At 40.7% G+C, this 20400-nt stretch carries 16 protein-coding genes; 7 read left to right on the top strand and 9 right to left on the bottom strand.

The window, feature by feature from the left end; genetic code table 11:
* Positions 1-143: 143 nt before the first annotated feature.
* Positions 144-590, bottom strand: coding sequence for a hypothetical protein (locus FNZ24_RS08100; protein WP_153913981.1), 447 nt, complete (start codon positions 588-590; stop codon positions 144-146).
* A gap of 402 nt (positions 591-992) precedes the next feature.
* Here FNZ24_RS08100 and FNZ24_RS08095 point away from each other — a divergent pair, with 402 nt between their 5' ends.
* Both FNZ24_RS08095 and FNZ24_RS08090 read left to right on the top strand, forming a co-directional pair.
* Positions 993-2075: a sensor domain-containing diguanylate cyclase gene (locus FNZ24_RS08095; RefSeq protein ID WP_153913980.1), complete on the top strand. Its 1083-nt coding sequence runs from the start codon at positions 993-995 to the stop codon at positions 2073-2075.
* Between the two features lie 329 nt (positions 2076-2404).
* Entirely contained in the window at positions 2405-2659 is a 255-nt protein-coding gene (locus tag FNZ24_RS08090) for a hypothetical protein (RefSeq protein ID WP_153913979.1), read from the top strand.
* 289 nt (positions 2660-2948) lie between these two features.
* Here FNZ24_RS08090 and FNZ24_RS08085 read toward each other — a convergent pair whose 3' ends face one another.
* Together FNZ24_RS08085 and FNZ24_RS08080 are read right to left on the bottom strand one after the other, a co-directional pair.
* A complete protein-coding gene (locus FNZ24_RS08085) occupies positions 2949-3509 on the bottom strand; it encodes a hypothetical protein (protein ID WP_153913978.1) in 561 nt (186 codons plus the stop codon).
* 10 nt (positions 3510-3519) lie between these two features.
* Complete coding sequence (locus FNZ24_RS08080) at positions 3520-4344, bottom strand: cytochrome C (protein WP_153913977.1); 825 nt, start codon at positions 4342-4344, stop codon at positions 3520-3522.
* Positions 4345-4880: 536 nt separating this feature from the next.
* On the opposite strand from FNZ24_RS08080, the gene FNZ24_RS08075 reads away from it, so the two are divergent.
* Positions 4881-5627 carry a helix-turn-helix domain-containing protein gene (locus FNZ24_RS08075; RefSeq protein WP_153914015.1) on the top strand — a complete coding sequence of 249 codons (747 nt, stop codon included), beginning with the start codon at positions 4881-4883 and terminating at the stop codon, positions 5625-5627.
* 42 nt (positions 5628-5669) lie between these two features.
* A complete protein-coding gene (locus tag FNZ24_RS08070) occupies positions 5670-6188 on the top strand; it encodes a hypothetical protein (RefSeq protein ID WP_153913976.1) in 519 nt (172 codons plus the stop codon).
* Between the two features lie 363 nt (positions 6189-6551).
* Here FNZ24_RS08070 and putA read toward each other — a convergent pair whose 3' ends face one another.
* Positions 6552-10376, bottom strand: coding sequence for a bifunctional proline dehydrogenase/L-glutamate gamma-semialdehyde dehydrogenase PutA (gene putA, locus FNZ24_RS08065; protein WP_153913975.1), 3825 nt, complete (start codon positions 10374-10376; stop codon positions 6552-6554).
* Positions 10377-10973: 597 nt separating this feature from the next.
* On the opposite strand from putA, the gene FNZ24_RS08060 reads away from it, so the two are divergent.
* On the top strand, positions 10974-11222 hold the full coding sequence (locus FNZ24_RS08060) for a DUF3297 family protein (protein WP_153913974.1): 249 nt from the start codon (positions 10974-10976) through the stop codon (positions 11220-11222).
* 81 nt (positions 11223-11303) lie between these two features.
* On the opposite strand, the gene FNZ24_RS08055 is transcribed toward FNZ24_RS08060, so the two are convergent.
* Positions 11304-12167: a universal stress protein gene (locus FNZ24_RS08055; RefSeq protein ID WP_153913973.1), complete on the bottom strand. Its 864-nt coding sequence runs from the start codon at positions 12165-12167 to the stop codon at positions 11304-11306.
* Between the two features lie 116 nt (positions 12168-12283).
* Here FNZ24_RS08055 and FNZ24_RS08050 point away from each other — a divergent pair, with 116 nt between their 5' ends.
* Both FNZ24_RS08050 and FNZ24_RS08045 read left to right on the top strand, forming a co-directional pair.
* Positions 12284-13501, top strand: a complete 1218-nt coding sequence (locus FNZ24_RS08050; protein WP_153913972.1) for a cation:proton antiporter — start codon at positions 12284-12286, stop codon at positions 13499-13501.
* 128 nt (positions 13502-13629) lie between these two features.
* Complete coding sequence (locus FNZ24_RS08045) at positions 13630-14271, top strand: LysE family translocator (protein WP_194945021.1); 642 nt, start codon at positions 13630-13632, stop codon at positions 14269-14271.
* Positions 14272-14349: 78 nt separating this feature from the next.
* Here the strand turns inward: FNZ24_RS08045 and FNZ24_RS08040 are convergent, their stop codons facing one another.
* From FNZ24_RS08040 to FNZ24_RS08025, 4 genes are all read right to left on the bottom strand, one after another.
* Positions 14350-15402, bottom strand: coding sequence for a flavin-containing monooxygenase (locus FNZ24_RS08040; RefSeq protein WP_153913970.1), 1053 nt, complete (start codon positions 15400-15402; stop codon positions 14350-14352).
* A gap of 233 nt (positions 15403-15635) precedes the next feature.
* Entirely contained in the window at positions 15636-16475 is an 840-nt protein-coding gene (locus FNZ24_RS08035) for a sulfotransferase domain-containing protein (RefSeq protein ID WP_153913969.1), read from the bottom strand.
* A 309-nt stretch (positions 16476-16784) separates the two neighbouring features.
* Positions 16785-19220 (bottom strand): S8 family serine peptidase, encoded by a 2436-nt coding sequence (locus FNZ24_RS08030; protein WP_153913968.1) that lies wholly within the window; start codon positions 19218-19220, stop codon positions 16785-16787.
* 501 nt (positions 19221-19721) lie between these two features.
* Positions 19722-20330: a protein-disulfide isomerase gene (locus tag FNZ24_RS08025; protein ID WP_153913967.1), complete on the bottom strand. Its 609-nt coding sequence runs from the start codon at positions 20328-20330 to the stop codon at positions 19722-19724.
* Between the last annotated feature and the right edge of the window lie 70 nt (positions 20331-20400).

Genomic DNA, 20400 nt, shown 5'->3' with positions numbered 1-20400 from the left:
CGGTTCAGCTTTTCTGCAGTCAGGCGATAAGCCGTAGCGGGGGATCTTTGTTTAGATTTAATGGAACCATTTTGGGGGGAATTGATTAGAAAAATAGCAGAGTGGCAACTTGAGTTGTTTATTTCAGCTGATGAAAGAGACCTTTAACGCACTGAGATAATGAGTCGACCATCATCAAGCTTTTCATCCATTTCAGCGCCATCAAGTTTTTGTCCCAATGGAGACTGAGGTGTAATCACGACAATTTTACTGTCGTTGAGCTTAACACCACCACACACTGGCAAAAACCAACAAGTTAACCCACCTTGCAAAGTGACTAACGCACCTAAATCAATTTCATCCTCAGCGCTAAAGTTTCGTAAAGGTAGGGCTTTCAATTTTCTTATCATCACATCAATATCTGCGACGCGCTGCGACTGGCCGTGGGCTAAATACGCAGCCTCCAAACCAATGGTGTCGTATTGTGTTTCAGCGACACTTTGCTCATTAGTCGCATCGTTATGAGCATCCTCAGCGGCGGCGAGTGCGGTCTGACGTTGGGTTATTAAAATGTCTAATAAGCTGTTCAATAGCGATTCTTTTTCGGTCATAACTTGATTACTTACGTTTCGATTGCTCTTTGGGTTACACATCATTTCATTTTAACAAATTAATGATTCCAGTTTGTGAGGAAATTTTTTAGTTAATCCGTGATTGACCCAAGCTGTATTTGTTTGAAGGTGTGAAAATGAAAACCAACAGAGTGGTTAAAATAAGGAGTTTGTTCAAAGTTTGATTAAACTCTCGCTTTTCCTATAACTTTCATAAATTTGTAGCTGTAGTCTGGTATTTTTTATAGGATAAAATTAATGATTAGCTAGACTTAAATCAGCCAAAAAAGTGTGAAATATCATACATGATGAACGCTGATAAAGTAGTTAGCTATCACTGAAAGAAAAGGCCCATGGAAGTGGTTGTAGTATTTTCTAAAGTGATTTAAGCACCGTAAGCCTATGAAACAAGAAATAAGCACAACCTCTAACGAACGCTATAAGGAACTTTTTGATTCTTTAGTTCGGGTGAGTCAAGGGTTGAATAAAGTTAGTTCCCTTCAAGAAATGGCTGCTTTCCTGCAAACTGAAACCAATATTCTGTTTCGGTTGACTGATGTATGGATTTACATAGTCGATACTAAATGCCCAAATTTAATTAATCATGTCACTGGTGTCGGCCCCAATGCCGATACTATGTCTAGCATTGTTCCGTGTATTGATTGTAATAGTGACCCCATATTTAAGATGATGATGGGTCAGCGTAAGATTTTTTATACTGAAGATCTTTTGACTGAACCCGATGCTAATCATGACGTTACCCCAGAACTTAATTTGCGCACTGTGGTCAATTATCCGTTATTTGTTGATGCTAAAGCATTAGGGGTTATGGCATTTGGCAGTTTTGGCGAGCAAATTGTCACATTGTCGCCACTTGAACTGAATTACTTCGATATTATCACTGAGCAAACTGCATTGACTGTATCGAGAATGCATTTTTTCGATAAATCTCAGCAAGATCATTTAACGAAATTATCTAACCGCTATGGCCTAGAGAAAAAGCTGCGTAAATTACGACGCAATAATCGTGAGAATGATTCAAAATTTTGTTTCATCTATCTTGATTTAAACAACTTTAAACAGATAAATGATAATCATGGCCACCTAACTGGAGACTATATTTTGGCTCAGTTCTCGTTGAAACTGGCCAAAGAGTTTCGCAGTGCAGATATCATCTCCCGTGTGGGTGGTGACGAATTTGTATTGGTGTTTTCCACATCGGATCAATGTAATGAGGTTGAAGGTTTTATTGAGCGTATTCAGCAAAATTGCTGCACTATTGACTATAAAGGCGTTTGCTTTCAGCTGACTTTTGCTTGGGGACATGTTTTTGCCGAAGGGAAGAACTACTCCGTTAGTGAGCTGTTTGAAATCGCAGATCAAAATATGTATCAGCTGAAGAGTGCTCAAGTCAAAATAAAACAAATGACTAAGAGTAAAATCCCAAAAACTATGCCTAAAAATCAAAAGGCTGATTTTGCTTAATTAGTTTACATAACTATTTTCTTAATGGGGCTGAAACATCATTGCCGAACTTTTTTAAAAGGGTTATTTAGTGAGTCAATATGAGTAAATCTGAAAGCCTGTAACTTTAGTCTACATTCTTAAGTGTTATTTTTTCACTTTTTTAAACAATATGTTATAAGATTTAAAATAAAAATAGACTTTCTTTATTAAAACCATTAGCTTCAGATTGTTGTTGAAAATATGACTAAGTAGTTAGATTGTCTAGCATGTTTTTGAAGATGGATCTCAATATAAATCTGAGATTTATAATGGAATATCACATTGTTTATTAAAGGAAGAAATAAATCATGAATAATCTAATTAAAAAAACTGTAATAGCGTCATTTGCCACGGCAGGCATTATAAGCGTAGCTTTTTCCGCGTACGCAGGAATGCAAAATAAGTGGATCCTTGAGTACACTTATATGTCTGGCTCTACTGTTGTAGGTGAACAAGTTGTAAACCAATGTACTGGTTCTGTTTTCACGAGTGGTACAGTTACAAGCAGCAAACGGTTAGTCGCTAGTGAGCCTTGTAGTTACGATATGTCTGATAATCGTTAAGGTTTAATGTCTCCCACAAAGCCTTGATGTTACTTTCAGGGCTTTTATGTCATCTCTTTATCGCATATAACCTATTGCTCCGCTTTACTTCTAATTTATCCTTTTCATTGTTCTTATCGAGGTTATGCTTTCTCATATCTATATGAGTTCTTACTTATCAATGTATTCTATATAGAGCTCCCTAAATCTATTCTACCTTCTAATTATGAAACAAAAAAAGCCGTAGCAAGCCGCTACGGCTGTGAAAACCTAATTCCTGTTGTGGGGAAGAGATTAGGTCGGGTGATGGCTATTCTCCTGCGGGAATTAGCTCGAATTCATTTGTAGCCTTGGCTCCATGAATTTGAATTGCGACTTTAAATACTTCTACTGCGCCAGCTGCGGCTTTACTTTCAAGATCAAGACCTGTGGCACTAAAGGTATATTGTCCTTCTGTTTCCGTCGCAGTTAATGAGCCTGCACATTCATCTTCACTGCTAGTATCACAGTTAAAGGTTTGACTAACATGCCAGCGCTTCCATGCTTTAGCATTTGATGATGACGAAGCAGGATCGGGATAGCCAAAATACATGATGCTGTAATCGCTGGCATCAGTAATCGCTAAACTATCACCATTATCTAGGCTAAAAGTTAACGCACCAGAACTGGCATCGTACTCGTCTACTGTTAAAATTACCGTATCTGCATCATTAATAGTAATGACTTCAGTTGCAGGTGGGTCGACAGGATCTGTTACTGGTGGCTCAACGACCGGTGGGTCGACAGGATCAGTGCTAGTATCGTCATCATCATTACAACCCATCAATAGCAGCGAACTGGCCAGCAAGACGCTCAATAATTTGAGATTCATAATAAGCTCCTTAATTGAAATGGCCGGTATGACAAGTTTGACACTCTAAGTCACCTTTCACACTGGCAGCAGAGCCCATAGTTTCAGTTGTGCCATGACAGGTTTGACAGGCTTGAGTTTCTTCTGAAGCCACCGCTTCAGGTAGAACTCCAATGACTTCACCAGCATAAGCGCGGTTAAGTAAGTCAACAATGTAGTAAGCCATACTGGCTGATAATCGTTTACAACGTTCGCCTTTTTCGACGAAAGGTTTACCGCCGTTAGCACCTGACCAATTACTGATTGATGAATGACATAATGGGCTGTTGGCCACTGAAGTTTCACCCACAAGCTCGCTTTTCTCTGCTGTTGAGCCAATACCTGCCACAAACTCGTCAGATGATAGTGGTAAATCTTCTCTTTCGTAGTAGCGGAAAGAGGCCGAAATAACAGCTGAATTTTGGTCATTGATATCGCCGAGAATGTTGATCAACATACCTGCTGCGTTTAAGTTACCGCAAATAGTGCCTTGCCCGACAATACCTGCCCAGCCATAGCCTGCTAATGCCGTAGGAATTGATGCAAAGTTCTCTGCATCGACACTTGAAGATTCGGCTAGTTTAGTGACGATTGAATGGAAAACTTGATGCATACACCCGCCACCTGTTTCATAGGCTAATTTAGCTGTGGCCATTGCGTCTAATGGTACATATTTTAATGTATCACCTAGCTCTAAACGGAAATTGCCATCTTCATCAGTGGCTGCGAATGCCGAAGTTCCCACTAAGGTTGCTCCAGCTGCAACTGTGCTGATACCAATAATTTGGGTTAATGCCTGACGTCTATTTATGCTCATAATAATCACCCTTTATTCAAATTTTGTTTTTACTATTTAATGGGTCGCAAACTCATGGTGTTCGCTTTGTTTTTGGTTTACTTGTTACTCATCTCTTCAAGCTCGCTTTTACGTTAATGCCAGTTAACGATGACTGATTTAGAAATGAACTGCGTTGCTTGATGGAGTTAATGTAAGTAATGGGGGGATTAATTTTGTGATGTACAGCATAGAAATTTTGCCGCTAAATTTTGTGTCAATTGCTGAAATTATCAGCACCTAAAAACAGTAAAAATACGCTGAAATGTACTTCCAATGACAAGAAAGGTGAGTTAAGTCACGCTATTAATAGGATTAATCAAGATTAACGTTAGTTTTAATGAGTATGTTGGTTGTATTTTGATTATGAATTTGTGTGATTTACATCTCAATTTATTGTTATTGCATGGTTATTTGCCTCAAAATTTGAATAGAACAAAGCTAAATTACGCAGGATCACAGAAATATTACTGAGTTGTTTTAGACTGAATTCATTAAGTGTTTTTTGGGGTTAAATGATGCAATTAGGCCATTGCAGATTTGATGAAAGCAAGGGAGCTTTGATTAATAGTCAAAACGGTGAAACTTGGCGACTTCCGAGAGCTGAGCGCCAAGTGCTGGGTTTATTAATCGATTATCAAGGTAAGGTCGTGGCCAAGCCTTTGTTAAAAGCTGGCAATGGCGAAGAGCAGCCTTTAAGCGATGCATCAGTTGCACATGCCATTTTTACCTTGCGCGCTTTTTTAGGGCCGCAATACGAGTCTTTAATAGAGACAGTCAAAGGTCAGGGCTACTTACTAAAGCATCATCGTAGTCGTAAAAAAGAGGCTTTTTCTTGGCGTAGTTTACCTCGCGTCGCTATGGTTGCGGCTATCACCCTAATTGTTTCAGGTTTGATTAGTGCGATGGTGTTAATTGATTTTACTCCGCCCAAAACCCTACCTGTCATGCCAAACAGTGTCACTAGCGTTAAGTTGACTTCAGGTCAGTCTGTCGATGTTATCTTGTATTCTCGCTCGAAAACCAATAATGCATTGCTAAAAGAGCAGGGGATGCAAATACAGCAGAAATTTTCTCAGTGCGTGATAACGCCTTGGAAAAGTATCTACTTATCTTTGTCTCACGATAAACAGGTACTCAATATCACTTTGCGCGGTGACCACTTTGGCCAATCGGTCATCCGTAATTTAAAGATAAGCGACCTCAGGCAACCTAAAAAGTTTATTAGTCAGCAGTGGCTAGAAGGAGTTGAAGTCTGTGGTTAATTTAGCAAAGTTACTTCGATGGTTTAATGTGGAGGCTAAGCGATGACAAGAACAGGGCGCTGGGTCATTAACATCATCATATTAACGCTTTTGATATGTTCTTTCGGGGTGATCTTCAATCTCAGTTCAAGCTCGCCAAGCTTTATGCTCAGCTGTAGTTCTGAGTTATTTAATCGTAATAACGGCGAGCAAGACAGTAATCATTATTTACTCGTGGATCTATTATCTAAAGATGGCCAAGCCCAAGTGCATTATCGTTATTTTAATATCGATGGCAGTTCAGCTGGGACGGTGTCAATGCAAGGTAAAGTGAACAGTATTGATACTGAAAATATGATTTACGATATTTCAGTGAACACCAAACAAGAAAGCCCTTTAGCCGAAAATCAACAGCCTCCAGAGCATTATCAATACTTGTCTTATGTAAGTAACCTCAATTTGAATCGCGATGGAATGCACAACCTTAGCGTACAAATCATTGAACAAGATGAAGCAAAAGACTTTGCTGTGGTGCTGTTTCAACCCAGTAATACTGTTTGCGGTTGCCGCTTAGTGAACTAATGTTATTTCTATTCGCTAATGTCGATTCACTTCATCAGCGTTTGCCGTTGCGCTGCTATAATTTAAAACAATAAAAAAGCGAACCATTTATGGTTCGCTTTTATGTTTACACCTGACTCATCATCTCCTGTTTAAGGGGACTATGCTCAGTGGGGTATTAATCAACCTCAGCTCTGGATAATTTAAGCCACTCAGCACAGCGTTTTTAGCGTCTAACTGCGTTAAAATCAACGTAATAGGCTAGCTATTGACTTATGATTTTGCCTTGTTATCCATCTAAAACTACTATACTGAGTTGTTGAAGATGGTAACTTATTGAAATAAAAACAGATATCTATATGACTTTCTTGTCCAGAGTTGAGGTTAATCATCTTCAACCAATGTCATTAGCGAAGTGTTACCACCCGACGCTGTGATATCAATACTGACAGTTTTTTCAGTTAGTAGACGCTGGATCAAGTTATCGAAATACTCTGAGCTGATCACAGGTAAAATCGCACCTTGACGTTCAGCTAATTTCTCACTGATGTAATGTTTACGATCGCAGTTACTATCAATAACTACACCCGATAATTTAGGGTGTGCCAATAGTGTCGGTAAATGACGATGTCTTGCCACTTGGAAGACATCTTTATCTGCACCGGTGGCTATCAACTTATCTTTAAATACCAACGCTTCATCATGATACAAATCAGACACTACGGTGATAACGGTATTACCTGTTGCCAATGCGGTTACGATTGAGAGTACCCAGAAGTGGAAGCTGACACTCTCATCGGCAAAACAAATGATGTTGCCGCGATTTTCCAAATAAAGGATATTAGACTCACCCGTTGGCCCAGGCAGTACCTTTGGTTTTTTCAACAGTTTTTCAATATTGATTAATTGATCTCGAGAAACCTTCAAGGTGTAATTTAAATCGTCTGCTAAGTCATCAACGATATCAACTTGGGCGATTTTAGCCAGTAACTGACGTACACAAGAGGTACGGGTGTTTAAGTCCGTTAAACGCCATTGCTTTTCAACCTTGTTGGCTCTATCCATCAGCAATGTTGCTTCGGATATAGACTGTGCATCACAATCTTTCTCAATAGCTTGCGGCGGTAACAGGTCAAAATCATCGGCATTAGGTGTGGCTTTTTCTTTTACCAAACGTGATAGATAATTTGGCCCACCGGCTTTTGGCCCCGTCCCTGAAAGTCCACGACCACCAAATGGTTGCACACCGACAATGGCGCCAATCATATTGCGGTTGATATAGACATTACCTGCACGTGATAATCGGGCGAGATCAATTGCTCTGTGCTCTATTCGGGTGTGTATGCCCATGGTTAAACCGAAACCTGTGCCATTAACGCTTTCGATGACATTTTCTATTTCATCACCTTTAAAGCGAACCACATGGACACATGGGCCAAATACTTCACGTTTTAATACACTAATGTCATTGATTTCATAAAGGCGCGGAGCAAAGAAGAAGTGTTCACTGTCAGCAACTTCAGTAGATATGTCGCATTGATATAGCAACTTACCATAATCTTTCATATAGTCACTGTGAGCATTCAATGCGTTCAGTGCTTTTTGATCAATAACAGGACCAATATCGGTGCTGAGGAACTCAGGGTTACCAACGTGTAATTCAGCCAGTGCACCTTTGAGCATGGTAATGACATTATCAGCAATATCTTCTTGTAAAAATAACACGCGAAGCGCCGAACAGCGTTGACCCGCAGACTGAAATCCTGATGATATAACATCATCTACAACTTGCTCAGGCAAAGCGGTTGAATCAACTATCATACAATTTTGACCGCCAGTTTCAGCAATCAATGGCACTTGATGGCCGCCGCGCTCAGACAAGATTTGCGAAATCTTAGTACCTGTTTCAGTTGAGCCTGTAAACATCACAGTTTGAATGCGCTCATCTGGCAGGATAACACTACCGACTAGGCTACCTGGAGCAATCACAGCTTGAACAACACCTGTTGGCAGACCAACATACTTCATCAGTTCAATGGCGCGCAGAGCAATTAAGCTGGTTTGTTCTGCTGATTTTGCTAACACGGTATTACCGGTGGCAATGGCTGCTGCAACTTGGCCTAAGAAAATAGCGAGTGGGAAGTTCCAAGGGCTAATACATAACACCACGCCGCGAGGCTCTAAGCGGTCATCTTCTGCTAATTCAATTGCTCGGTTAGCGTAATAACGGCAAAAATCGACAGCTTCTCGTACTTCATCAATACCATCTTGAGCAACTTTACCGGCTTCTTTTATACATAACGCAATCAGTTCATCGGTATGACGCTCTAGGATATCTGCAATACGGGTTAATAACGCAGCGCGTTCAATGACAGATACTTGTGACCATGAATCGAATGCCGTTTGCGCAGTGTCGATCATCGCCAGCATGGCATCTTTATCATGGAAATGGTGGTAGCCAATGATTTCATTGTGATTGGCAGGGTTTTTCACTGCCACAGCGCCTTCTGGCACATCATTAGCATTAAGTTGTGTGGTCGTAAACCAGCTATCAAGAGACGCTTTAAGCGGCGTGATTTCGTGAATATTGGTTAAGTCTAAACCCTTCGAGTTATCACGATCTTCGCCATCTTCACCATAATATAAAGCAATCGGTTTAAGGATTTGCTGGTTGTACTTTTCTTTTAATCGCTGAGTTTTTTCTACAGGATCTTCAAGCAGTGATTCAACTGGTTTTGACTCATCAACAATGGCATTCACGAATGATGAGTTGGCACCGTTTTCCAATAAACGACGAACCAAATAAGCGAGCAGATCTTCATGGTGACCCACTGGCGCATAAATTCGGCATTGAATATGTTCGCCGCTGACGATTTGATCATAAAGTGAATCCCCCATGCCGTGTAGGCACTGGAACTCGAAACCTTCTTTATCATCACCTGCAAGTTCTACGATGGTGGCTGCTGTATAAGCATTATGAGTCGCAAACTGTGGATAAATAGTGTCTCTGTAGCCTAATAATTTATTGGCACAGGCATGGAATGACACATCAGTCGATGACTTACGGGTGAATACAGGGAAGTGACTATGGCCATCCTTTTGGGCATTCTTAATTTCGGTATCCCAATAGGCACCTTTGACTAAGCGCACCATCATTCTGCGGCCAACACGCACGGTTAATTCGCGTAGCCAATCAACCACAAAAATAGCGCGCTTTTGGTAGGCTTGTAAGGCAATACCAAAGCCGTTCCAACCCGCTAAATCGTTGTCGCTAAATACAGCTTCGATAACATCAAGTGAGATATCTAATCGTTCAGACTCTTCAGCATCAACAGTCAAACCAATATTGTACTTTTTGGCCTGTAAACATAGGGCTTTAAGCTTTGGCACTATTTCATTCATCACTCGTGATTTATGGGTAAATTCGTAACGAGGATGAATAGCGGAAAGTTTTACTGAAATGCCTGGGACTTTTCTAGGATCATTTTTACCAGCCCCTTGGGCGACTTTACCAATGGTTTCGATGGCGTCTTGGTACGATGCTAAATATCGGTCGGCATCGTCCATAGTACGAGCGCCTTCTCCTAGCATGTCATAGGAGTACACGTAACCTTGTTGCTCTTTTGTGGCTGCACGCTCAGTTGCTGCGACAATCGTCTCACCCATCACAAACTGCTTACCCATGATTTTCATAGCGTAGTTCATTGATTTTCGAATGACGGGTTCGCCTAGGCGGCCAATGGTTTTCTTTAATAGTCCAAAGCGATCTTTGGTACGTCTATCGGCATAATCTACCACTGAGCCTGTGATTAATAAGCCCCACGAAGAAGCATTTACAAATAATGAGTCACTGCTACCTAAATGGTTGCTCCAATGGCCTTGGGAGATTTTGTCGCGAATAAGCACATCTTGGGTATGTTTATCAGGTACGCGTAAAAGTGCTTCTGCCAAGCACATCAATACCACACCTTCTTCACTTGAAAGTGAATATTCATTAAGTAAGGCATCGATTGCACCATTGCCTGATTGATCTTGACGAATTTTCAAGACCATTTGGCGTGCACGTTCCCAAGCCTTACTTCGGGCGCTAACGTTAATTTCTGCTAGAGGGAGAATATGATCTACCGCGATGTTTTCATCTATACGATAAAAATCACGAATTTTTTGACGGATTGGGCAGTCAGAAATTAACTTACCTTCAAATAGCATGTGCTTGTCCCCAAAAATGAGTAAATATTGCGTCACCGGCAATTAAAACTATTTCAATAATTATTATTATAGTTGTCCGATAACAGCAGTTGAGTGCCGTTTCAATACGCTACTGAAACATTATTTATTTTTAGTTATTAAAGTGTGATTTACCTTCAATAATTCTAGGTGAGAATATCCTCGATCTAGCACTTGTGTGTCAATACTCATTTAGTTAAAAAGATGTAAAGTTTTTTAACTATTTTAACCTGCTGTTAACCTATGCTGGCGCCAATTCATGAGCCCTTAGCTAGCAGCTATAATTTGCCTATTAACGTGACTTGTAAGCTAAGATTTTAAATCCGTTTTTAACCTTCTGTTTTCTTGTAAAGTTCTACTAGATTCATCATTGTTTGGTGAGCGTATTTACCGATGATTTACGGTTACTTTTATGGTTACGTCTGTTTTAAACGGCGGCTAAGGATTTAGGTGACACTGACACAACTAATCAAACATCCTTGCTGCTACATTTATTACTGAGTATATGATGGCTACACTTGAGCAAAGCACTTGTATTGCCTACAATAGCGCTAGATTCTATTACTACAGAGCATGCTCATGAACGATACAACTTCACAACCCGCTTTACCTGATCGCCTTTCTGTTAATCCACGCAGCCCACATCATGTTGAAGCTGTTTTTGAAAATGACATTGGCATCAAAGTTAATGGCAAAGAACGTTTTGATGTTGAAGAGTACTGCATCAGTGAAGGTTGGGTAAAAGTGCCAGCAGGTAAGGCATTAGACCGTCGTGGTCAACCTTTATTAATGACAATTAAAGGCACAGTTGAAGCGTTTTATCGCTAATTTCGACGCCCTTTAAGGAAGGCTTAGCAATGATTGCTAAGCCTTTTTTGTATCTGATACTTCCTAAGTGACAGGAAGTCGTTAGTTTTCTAGCGGCTGAGGCACCAGTAAAACATTACTGCGGATCTTAGCTAAAATTGCTTCTGATGTGTTGCCAATCACACAGCCCATTATGCCTTGACGCTGGGCTGCTCCCATTACTAAGTATTCAGCTTTTAAGCGGCAACTGAGTTCAAATAAGCACATATCAGCATTCCCAGCGAGAATATGCACTTGTTCGCGTTTGAGCCCGAGTGGTTCAATGGTGGCTTGATGTTTATCGTAAGCCTCTTTGACTAATGTACGACTATTAATTAAATCCATATCTCGCAATACTTTTGGAATACGAATAACAAATCCAAGATGAAGTTCGTGACCTGTCACTTCAGCAAGGCGATAAGCTTGATTAACAACAGCTTGGTTGAGTGCTTGTTTTGCTGGTTTATTACTGCCTAAATCAATAGCCATTAAAATTGATCGCGCCTTATTTAACGGGTTATTACTCAGGAGCATTAAAGGCACTTTAGTGTGGCGTATCAGTTGCCAATCGGCAGGTAAGAATTGCTCTGAAGCATGGATAGATTTAAGCATCATTGCATATTGTGGTGGCTGAGCGTGTTGGCTTGCATGCTCCGCTAAGTTTTTACACCAAGTAATATTAAACGGAGTGGAACTTGCCTGTAACTCATTGAGTTGTTGTTCCAGTTCAAGTCGATCATTAGCCAGAATTTGTTGGCGTACCTCAGCTGCAATACGTGGGTTGTAATACGCATCACCACTAAAAGACTCATAGCTATAGGCAGCTATTTCAGGCTGTAAATTCAACTTTTTAGCCAATTCTATTCCAGCACTGACGGCGTTGGCTTGCTGTTGGTCTTTTTGAGAGATGATATAAAGCTTATCCATAATTACCTCCTTACTGCTCCTAAAATAAATGTATCAAAAACGAGAATTTGCTCCTTGATCTTCATCATTAATGAGCTCAATATTTAAACTGTGTCTGCAGCAGTTTGGAGGCTTAGATGACAGTCGAGCAGTTCATTATTGCGTTATGTTTGATCCTGCTTTGCGGTAAGGTATTGGGCAGTTTATTTGAGCGACTGCAATTACCTGCTGTGGTGGGAGAAATACTTGCTGGCCTGTTACTCGGACCGACATTACTTAATGTCGTGACACCAGATGCAACTTTGGCAGTTTTAGCTGAACTCGGCGTGATTTTATTGCTGTTTTCAATTGGCTGCGAAACCTCCATTAAGCGTTTATCTCAAGCAGGGCCGAGAGCTGCTGCAGTTGCCACATTAGGTATTGCGCTTCCTATCATTGTGATTGGTTTAAGTAGTGTTTACTTGGTTACTGATTCTCACTTTACTGCGATCTATTTAGGCTGTGCATTAACAGCAACCAGCATTGGCATTTCTCTACGAGTACTAGGCCAGACCCAGCAATCGCAAACCGAAGTGGGTAATGTCATTTTGGGCGCTGCGGTAATCGATGACATTGCTGGTGTTATCTTACTGAGTTTATTGTTTAACTTTGCAAGCTTTGGTGAATTTGATTTAAATAGCTCGTTGATTTTGACCGCTAAAGTATTGCTGTTTCTGATTTTTACCCCGCCGCTAACTCGAGGTTTGTTGTACTTAGCCCGCGCGCTAAAACCCTTAGCTGATAAATCAGGTTATGAAGTGATAATAACCATGGTTCTAATTTGCTTATTTTCATGGCTTGCTCATTTGTTTGGTGCGCCGGCATTATTAGGCGGCTTTGCTGTTGGATTAGCGTTAAGCCGTCAGTTTACTTCGCCACTAAACCGCTATTTAGTGAATCCTTTTCCCTTCACACATAAGATGGAATTATCGACTCAAGCCTTGGTCGATGTGTTTGCACCTATATTCTTTGTTTATGTGGGGATCCGCCTTGATTTAAGTCAGTTAGATTTTAGCTCTGGCGGAATTACGCTACTGATTTTTTTATCCATTTTGGCGATTTTAACTAAGTTGGCAGCAGGATTGTTTGGTGGGCCTAAATGGCAAACCAAAGCCGTGGTGGGCAGCGCAATGATCCCCAGGGGAGAAGTCGGGCTAGTATTTGCAGAACTTGGTTATCAAATGGGAATTATCGATAGTAAATTATTCACTGAGCTGGTGGTAATTATTGCTATTACTACGTTAATCGGTCCGATGTTATTAAAGTGGAGCATTAGGCAACATATCAGTGCTGAAAAACAAGAACAACGAGCTTAGGCTGGAGGTAATTGGCTTTCGTAAACAAACTTTGCCATCTTTAGCTCTCATTTAAGCGCAACATGACTTTTATTCATGTTGGATAGCTGTAAAATCCGCGCCTTGTTTAATCACTTATCTAATTCATCATGATCGATCTGGCTTTACTCCCTGTTTATTTAACCACTGTGGTGGCCTTATTGTTGATCCCTGGGCCTGACATGCTGCTGATCGCCAGTTCAAGCCTGAGCTATGGCCGCAAGGTTGGCGTGTATGCCAGTTTTGGTAATGCCACTTCAGGATTAATTCTCACCTTACTGGCTGCGATGGGCGTATCTGCTTTAGTGGCGATGAACCCAATGGCGCTTGAAGTGCTTAGAGTATTGGGCGGCGCCTATTTATTAAAAATGGGCTGGGACTGTATGCGCAGCAGCGCAGCTGACGCGCCAGAAATTGAACAGCAAAATAACTTAGCAAAGCTTCTATACCGCCGTGCGGTTTTCAGTAACTTATTGAACCCAAAAGCACTGATATTCTTTGTGCTGTTTTTACCGCAATTTGTCTCAACTCAGCTTACAGCAAGCTCTGGTGAGCAAATGCTGGCTTTGGGCCTATTACTGAATGTAATGGGACTACTGTTTAACTTATTGCTGGTGGCGCTAGTGGGCAGCTTAGGTAAACCATTGCTTAAAAATGACAAGTTTCGTACTTACCAAAACAAGTTTATGGGCGTGATATTTTTTGCGTTAGCGATTTGGTTATTAGCATCGCAAGTACAAAATATTAGTTAAGCCGACGTCATATCAGCAAAAAGCGGAATGAGTATATGCTCATTCCGCTTTTTTGTTTCAATAGGTCGCTGCTTTTACTTAGGCTGCTTGTTGATTTTTGGCAATGTAATTCATTAAGTAATCAGCATCTTTCCAAACTCCGCCAAGGGTGGCTGAACCTCGGGTGTATAACCAGGGTAGGCCGATGAAGTACAAGCCTTCAATATCATTGCTAACGCCACGATAATTACTTGGGTAATTCATTTCATCAAATGAAATGCCATCAATCCAAAAGAAGTTAGGTTTAAAGCCCGTCGCCCAAATGATGTTTTTAATACTGCTAACACTGCCTTTTTGGAAAGTAATGCTAGTTTCATCAGCGGATAAGGTACGGCCCATGTGGATGACGTTATCTTTAGCTAGCAATGATTTTACATCAGTGCCTATCACAGGCTGTACGCCTTTACTGAGCCATTGGCCAATCTTGCTATAACGATTAACCGATAAGAAACCGATTTTAGTAAACCACCACCATAATGTTTTGCCCAAAAAGGTCTGAGGAATCGCTTTAATATTATCTGTGCCAGAGAAATGAACTTTGCGGCCAGTATCAGCAATCTCCGATAGGATTTGCACTCCTGAATCGCCCGCACCAACCACTAAGCAATCTCCATCTTGAAGTTGATTAGGGTTCTTATAATTCTCGCTATGTAATTGAGTCACATCTTCGGCAATATCGGTATGGCAAGGCGGTGTGTAGGGAGTATGAAATGGCCCAGTAGCAATAATGACTTGCTTGGATTTAAACTGCTCTTTTGCAGTAGTCACTTCAAATACACCATCAACTTTAGTAACCGAGGTGACCTTTTGGTTAAACTCAATGGGAATATTGAAGTGCTCGACATAACTTTTTAAGTAATCGGCCACTTCATATTTATTCGGATAGTAACCCTTTGGAAAAGGGAATTTCATTCCTGGTAGGTGATTATATTCAGTAGGGGTAAATAAGGTTAATGAATCCCAACGTTTTAACCATGGAGCGCCAATGTGTTCGTTGGCATCTAAGACTAAATAATTTGAGTTTGTTTGAGCCAAGTTATAGGCCATTGATAGGCCAGACTGGCCAGCACCGATGATGATAAAGTCTTTCATGAAATCCAGATAAGTCGTTATTAGTATTATTTTCGCGCGCTATTGTAGCAGATTTAGGAGTTCAATTTGGCACTGTTATGAAAGAGTTAGAAGAGAAGTGTAAACTTAATAGGAGTATTGCGTTTGAATGATGATTTAAAACATTAAAAGCCACGCTGATAATTGCTTAATATATCTGTGGCTTTTGACCAATTAAGGTGAGAATCAATCAAATTATTAGAATGAACTCCCTTTTATTTACTAGGAAGATATTTATATCTAGCCATTTGCTCACCATGAATATCGACTATTCGATTAACTTGTTCAGTTGTTAGTGCTTGTTGCCATTGATGCTTCATGCCGCTGCGGAAAAATGCATTAGCGTTTTCGTGCTTTTCGACAAAACCATGTTTCAATTCTTGTGCTTTTAATTTGGCGAAGGAGGAGTTTAAAATTGCATTTTTTAAACGTTTAGGATCTTTTTTCAACCCTAAAAATGACTCAACTTTTCTCAACACTTTTTTAGGGTTGTCCAATATATCCTCGTAACGTAAAACCAATCGAGAATCTTCAGGGGTTTGAGTCCAACTTGAAACATGCATTGACCAAGAAGTAATTATTTGCGGTACATTGCCAGCCTCATTAGGCGTTCCAGTCATTTCTTCAGCCATATAGTCTATGGTTTCATCAATGGTGTAGTCAAAATACTTAGCCATTGAAATGGTAACATCCAATGGATTTCTTACTATGTAAATGGCGCCAGAAGTGACCATAGAGTTATGAAGCGGGTACCCATTATATTCACCCAAGTAATTATGAGTTTTAACAAAGGTAGTACCGTTTGCTTGCATGGCGATGTCAGATTGAACTGATGGCCTTAGAGCACAAATCTCTTCTAAGGATAAATCTGTTGTTTTCCTATTATCTCTAATTTTATTTTGAAATCTATGTGCGGCGGATTCTGCAGTAGAGATAGTATGCATTGTATTGATATCGATTGAGCTTTCTGAATTTTGGATATAATTTTCAATAAACGCTCGAACCCAAGTATTACCAGATTTGGGGTAAGAAGCTACCCAAAGAATATTTCCCATTTTAAGTCCTTTTTTATTTTTAATTTATGGACTTTAATCGTCCTTGCAATAAAGCTAAAACTACCTATTCTACGATTGAATGGCAAGAGTAACGCCTCAGATTATCTTCAGATTTTATAATTCAATTAGCTATCAAAAGATGAGATTTTTCACATTAATCGATAGCTGCATAAAAATGAGTTTTCGCTCTTAATAGTTATAAATAGACTTTAATATTATTATAAGAGTTACAAAAAATGCCTGCCAGAGGGGAGCTGACAGGCATGAAGTATCACTGACAAGAGCTCAGTGAGCACTCACTTAAACTGGCTATTGAAAGGTCAGTTCCCAAGTATTAATAGTACCTGTATCACGCCTAGCACTATCTACCGCTTTAAGTGTCCAATCGCCAGCTGATTCAACACCCGTCATATCAACAGTGTACGTTTTAACAATATCGTTGGCACTGCCACCACTATTGTCGTGTAATACCGCCACTTGACCTGTTGGGCTATAAAGCTCAACTTGTAAGTCGCCTATATAAGTATGGCTAATATTAACGCTTACGGTGATTTCACCTGAATCGCCAGTGCGGGTTGCAGTTAATGAACTGCTAACGCCTACGCTGCTGTTATCAGGAATGCTATAAGTCGTGTTGTTTGAATATGTTGCCGCACCACCAGTGCCACCACCTGAACCACCGCCAGATGCTTCAGTGTAATTAGCGACTAAGCTAACACCGCTAAATGCACTGTAACCTCGGACCATCACATGGTAAGTGCCAGTTTGTGGGGTTGCGATAGGACAAGACTCTGCGTTGCCACCTTTCCACGGACGACAATCATAGCTGCTGGTTGTAGGGGCTGCGCCGTACTGGACATATAAGTCAGCATCGCCGCTACCACCACTCATGGTAAAGCTCAAATCAGTCGCGCCAGCTGGCACATCAATCGAGTAGAAAAGCTCATCGCCTGTGCCGCCACTTAAGTTAGACTTAGCCACGCCATTGGTAAGCTCGTCATCTCCTACACCAGTACCAGGATCGGTTGGCCCAGTACATGAAGCATCTAAATAAGCTTTAGCTGCTTCAGCATCTACTAAGCCATAACCCGTTTGGTTATCTCGGCCAGGAATAGATAAGTCTTCAGCTGTTGCATTAAGCGCTGCGCGAATTTGGGTGGCGCTACATTCTGGATGATGACTCCAGACTAAGGTTGCTACCCCTGATACATGAGGCGTCGCCATTGATGTCCCGTTGTAGTACTCATAATCTTCATTATCAGTATTAGTCACAGTCACTGACGAACCCACTTGGTTGCGCAATGCTAAACCCGTTGCACGGTCTACCGAAACCGACACAATAGGCGCTTCGTTATTGCTATCGACCAAAAATGGGTTTTGTAGCCCAGGTAATGCAGTATTACTGTAAACGATAGATGCACTTGCTCCAGCAGCTTCACACGCTTTTACAGCATCAATATCTGGGTAGCTACTACCTTGGTTTCCAATACGCTCAACTAAACAAACTTTATTGCTCATATTGCCACAGTTAAAGTTACTGCCGCTGACTGAACATTCGGCTAACTCACCAGTTGCAGTGCCAATAAATGGTGTGCTGACATGGGTTGAACCTGACAAAACATAGCGATTGTGAGGCACAACACCATCATCAAAATATGACTGACCATTGATAGTAATATCCGCTAATCGACCTTCTCCGCGAGTGACGGTTGATAAAATAGCTTCACCAGGACCAGAGATTTCGACTTGAGCGGTGAATTGTGAAAACGCCGCGTGGTCTTTATTGCTATCCACTGCTGCAACAGACATAACTGAGTCGTAAGATGCCGGATAACTTAGGGTATCATTACCATCGTTACCTGCAGCTGCTATCAGTAGTACACCATTGTTTTCATGGGCAGCTAGGGCATTTCGTTCTGTATTACTTGAGCCTGTGCCACCTAAGCTCATCGTTACTACATCAGCATTATTGTTGACACAGGTGTCTACAGCAGCGACAAGATCTGAAGAGTAACCCCAGCCTGAAGCATTAAACACTTTAATCACATGAATGTTGGCATTTTGATTAGGCATCACGCCCACTACACCTTCATTATTGGCTATTGCTGCAATGGTACCCGCTACGTGAGTACCATGAGCATTACCTGCACCTGGTTCATACCAGTTGTTAGTGCCTGAGTTATTGGTGCCAGTGACATTATTGGCATTAAGATCGTTATGCCCTAAGTCGTAACCTGAATCAATAATACAAATTGTGCGGTTTCCAGCTTGGCTATCACTGACTGAAGTTGCACCTACATAGCTTTGACCCCAAGGAGTGGTTTCACTGAGTAATCGACGTTGAACATCCTCTTCCACGTAATCAACATCTGCACGATACCTGAGTGACTGTAGGTTTTTGCTATCGAGCTTGACGCTATAGCTGTTACTGCGACCAATTCGCTTCATTTCCTTGGCTGAAACACTGTTCATTGCACGAAAATGAGAGAAAACCTCGTTACTTCTTGGTTCATACTGGGCATCGCTAATGCCATCAGAAGCTGCTTGAGTTGAAAACCCTGCAGCGGCCGCATTGGCATTTTTAAACTTAACAATATAGCGCTTAGGTAGCGGACTTTGCTGATTGAGTTGAGGTGAATTACTATTCACATTTGGTGTAAAGGCAGGTGCTGCATTGAGACTGGCAGAGATCGAAAGTGCCAGTACAGACAGTCCGAGGACTGTTGTTACTTTGTTTTTAGTCATAACTATCTTCCATGTTATTCAGAGTAAAAAATTATTTATTATTGTTTTTGCAGCGCAAAACTCTATTTGAGTGCGTTGCGGCGATCAATGTATCTTTAGTTGTTACATTTGTAAAATTAATGTGAAAATTACTTGGTGGTTTTTTGATTGTTTTTTAAGCTACGCCTTTTTGAATAAATATTCAGTGTGGGACGTTGGCTATTGTTCTGATAAGCGAAGTGTGTGATTTTATATTCAATGATATGCAGTATTTATAATCAGCAGGTTAGCGGCGAGATAATTGCGATTTAAAAATTATTTAATCTTAAGGTTATGATTTTAAATAATAAAAAAATTATTATTTAAAATGTAAATTAATCATTTATAAAAGAGATGTATTTCTTGGAATAGGGGAGAAATTTGGAGAGTAATGTGCCAGTAATTCATGAGTTAAATTTAAGGCAATAAAAACCACGATTGTTAGTCGTGGTCTTTATTCGAATAGTGCTCATTGTTATTGGATTACTTAAACGAAGCTATCTCTTTTTCAACCGCATCAACTACCGCATGTGGACTGCTGATGTACTTTGAATGGTCGATAAAAATAGCATTATCACCCACTGTCATCACCATTGCAGGGAAGTTTGTAGTGCCAATCATTTGTTGAATTTCTGCAATACCTTCAAGAACATATTCGGCATCCATACTGAGCTCATCGCGGAATATTTTGTTCGATGGAGATAATTTAAATTTCTCTACAATGTCCATGAAATCATGCTTAGTATTTAATGGGTTCCCTTCAATAAAATGTGCTCTTTGCAGGGCATTTAGCACTGGTAACTGTTTGTCAGCTTGCTTGCTTTGCATCCAACCCATTAAGTTAGCGGTCTTGATTGAGCTTTTAGGGCTGTTTGCATAGCGGATATAATCTCGACCAAACTTCAATCCACTGGCTCTTTCTGCCGCTTCCATTTGTTCTTCGCCTGCACTGGTTTTACCTTCGTAAAGCGCTGTGTGTAGAAGGTGTACCTTCATCGATGGATAAGCTTCTTGAAGTGCGTTCACTAACGGAGTGACAGCATAGCTCCAAGGGCAATGTGAGTCGTAGATAAAATATAGCTCGGTGTTCATGTATTGCTTCTTAATTGGGTGTATATGGGCTGATCCTAAATAGTTTGTGAGTAATATTCAATCTTTGTCA

The organism is Shewanella sp. TC10, from assembly GCF_009663145.1.
GTDB lineage: Bacteria > Pseudomonadota > Gammaproteobacteria > Enterobacterales > Shewanellaceae > Shewanella.
This window is presented reverse-complemented; position numbering and strand designations above follow the sequence as displayed.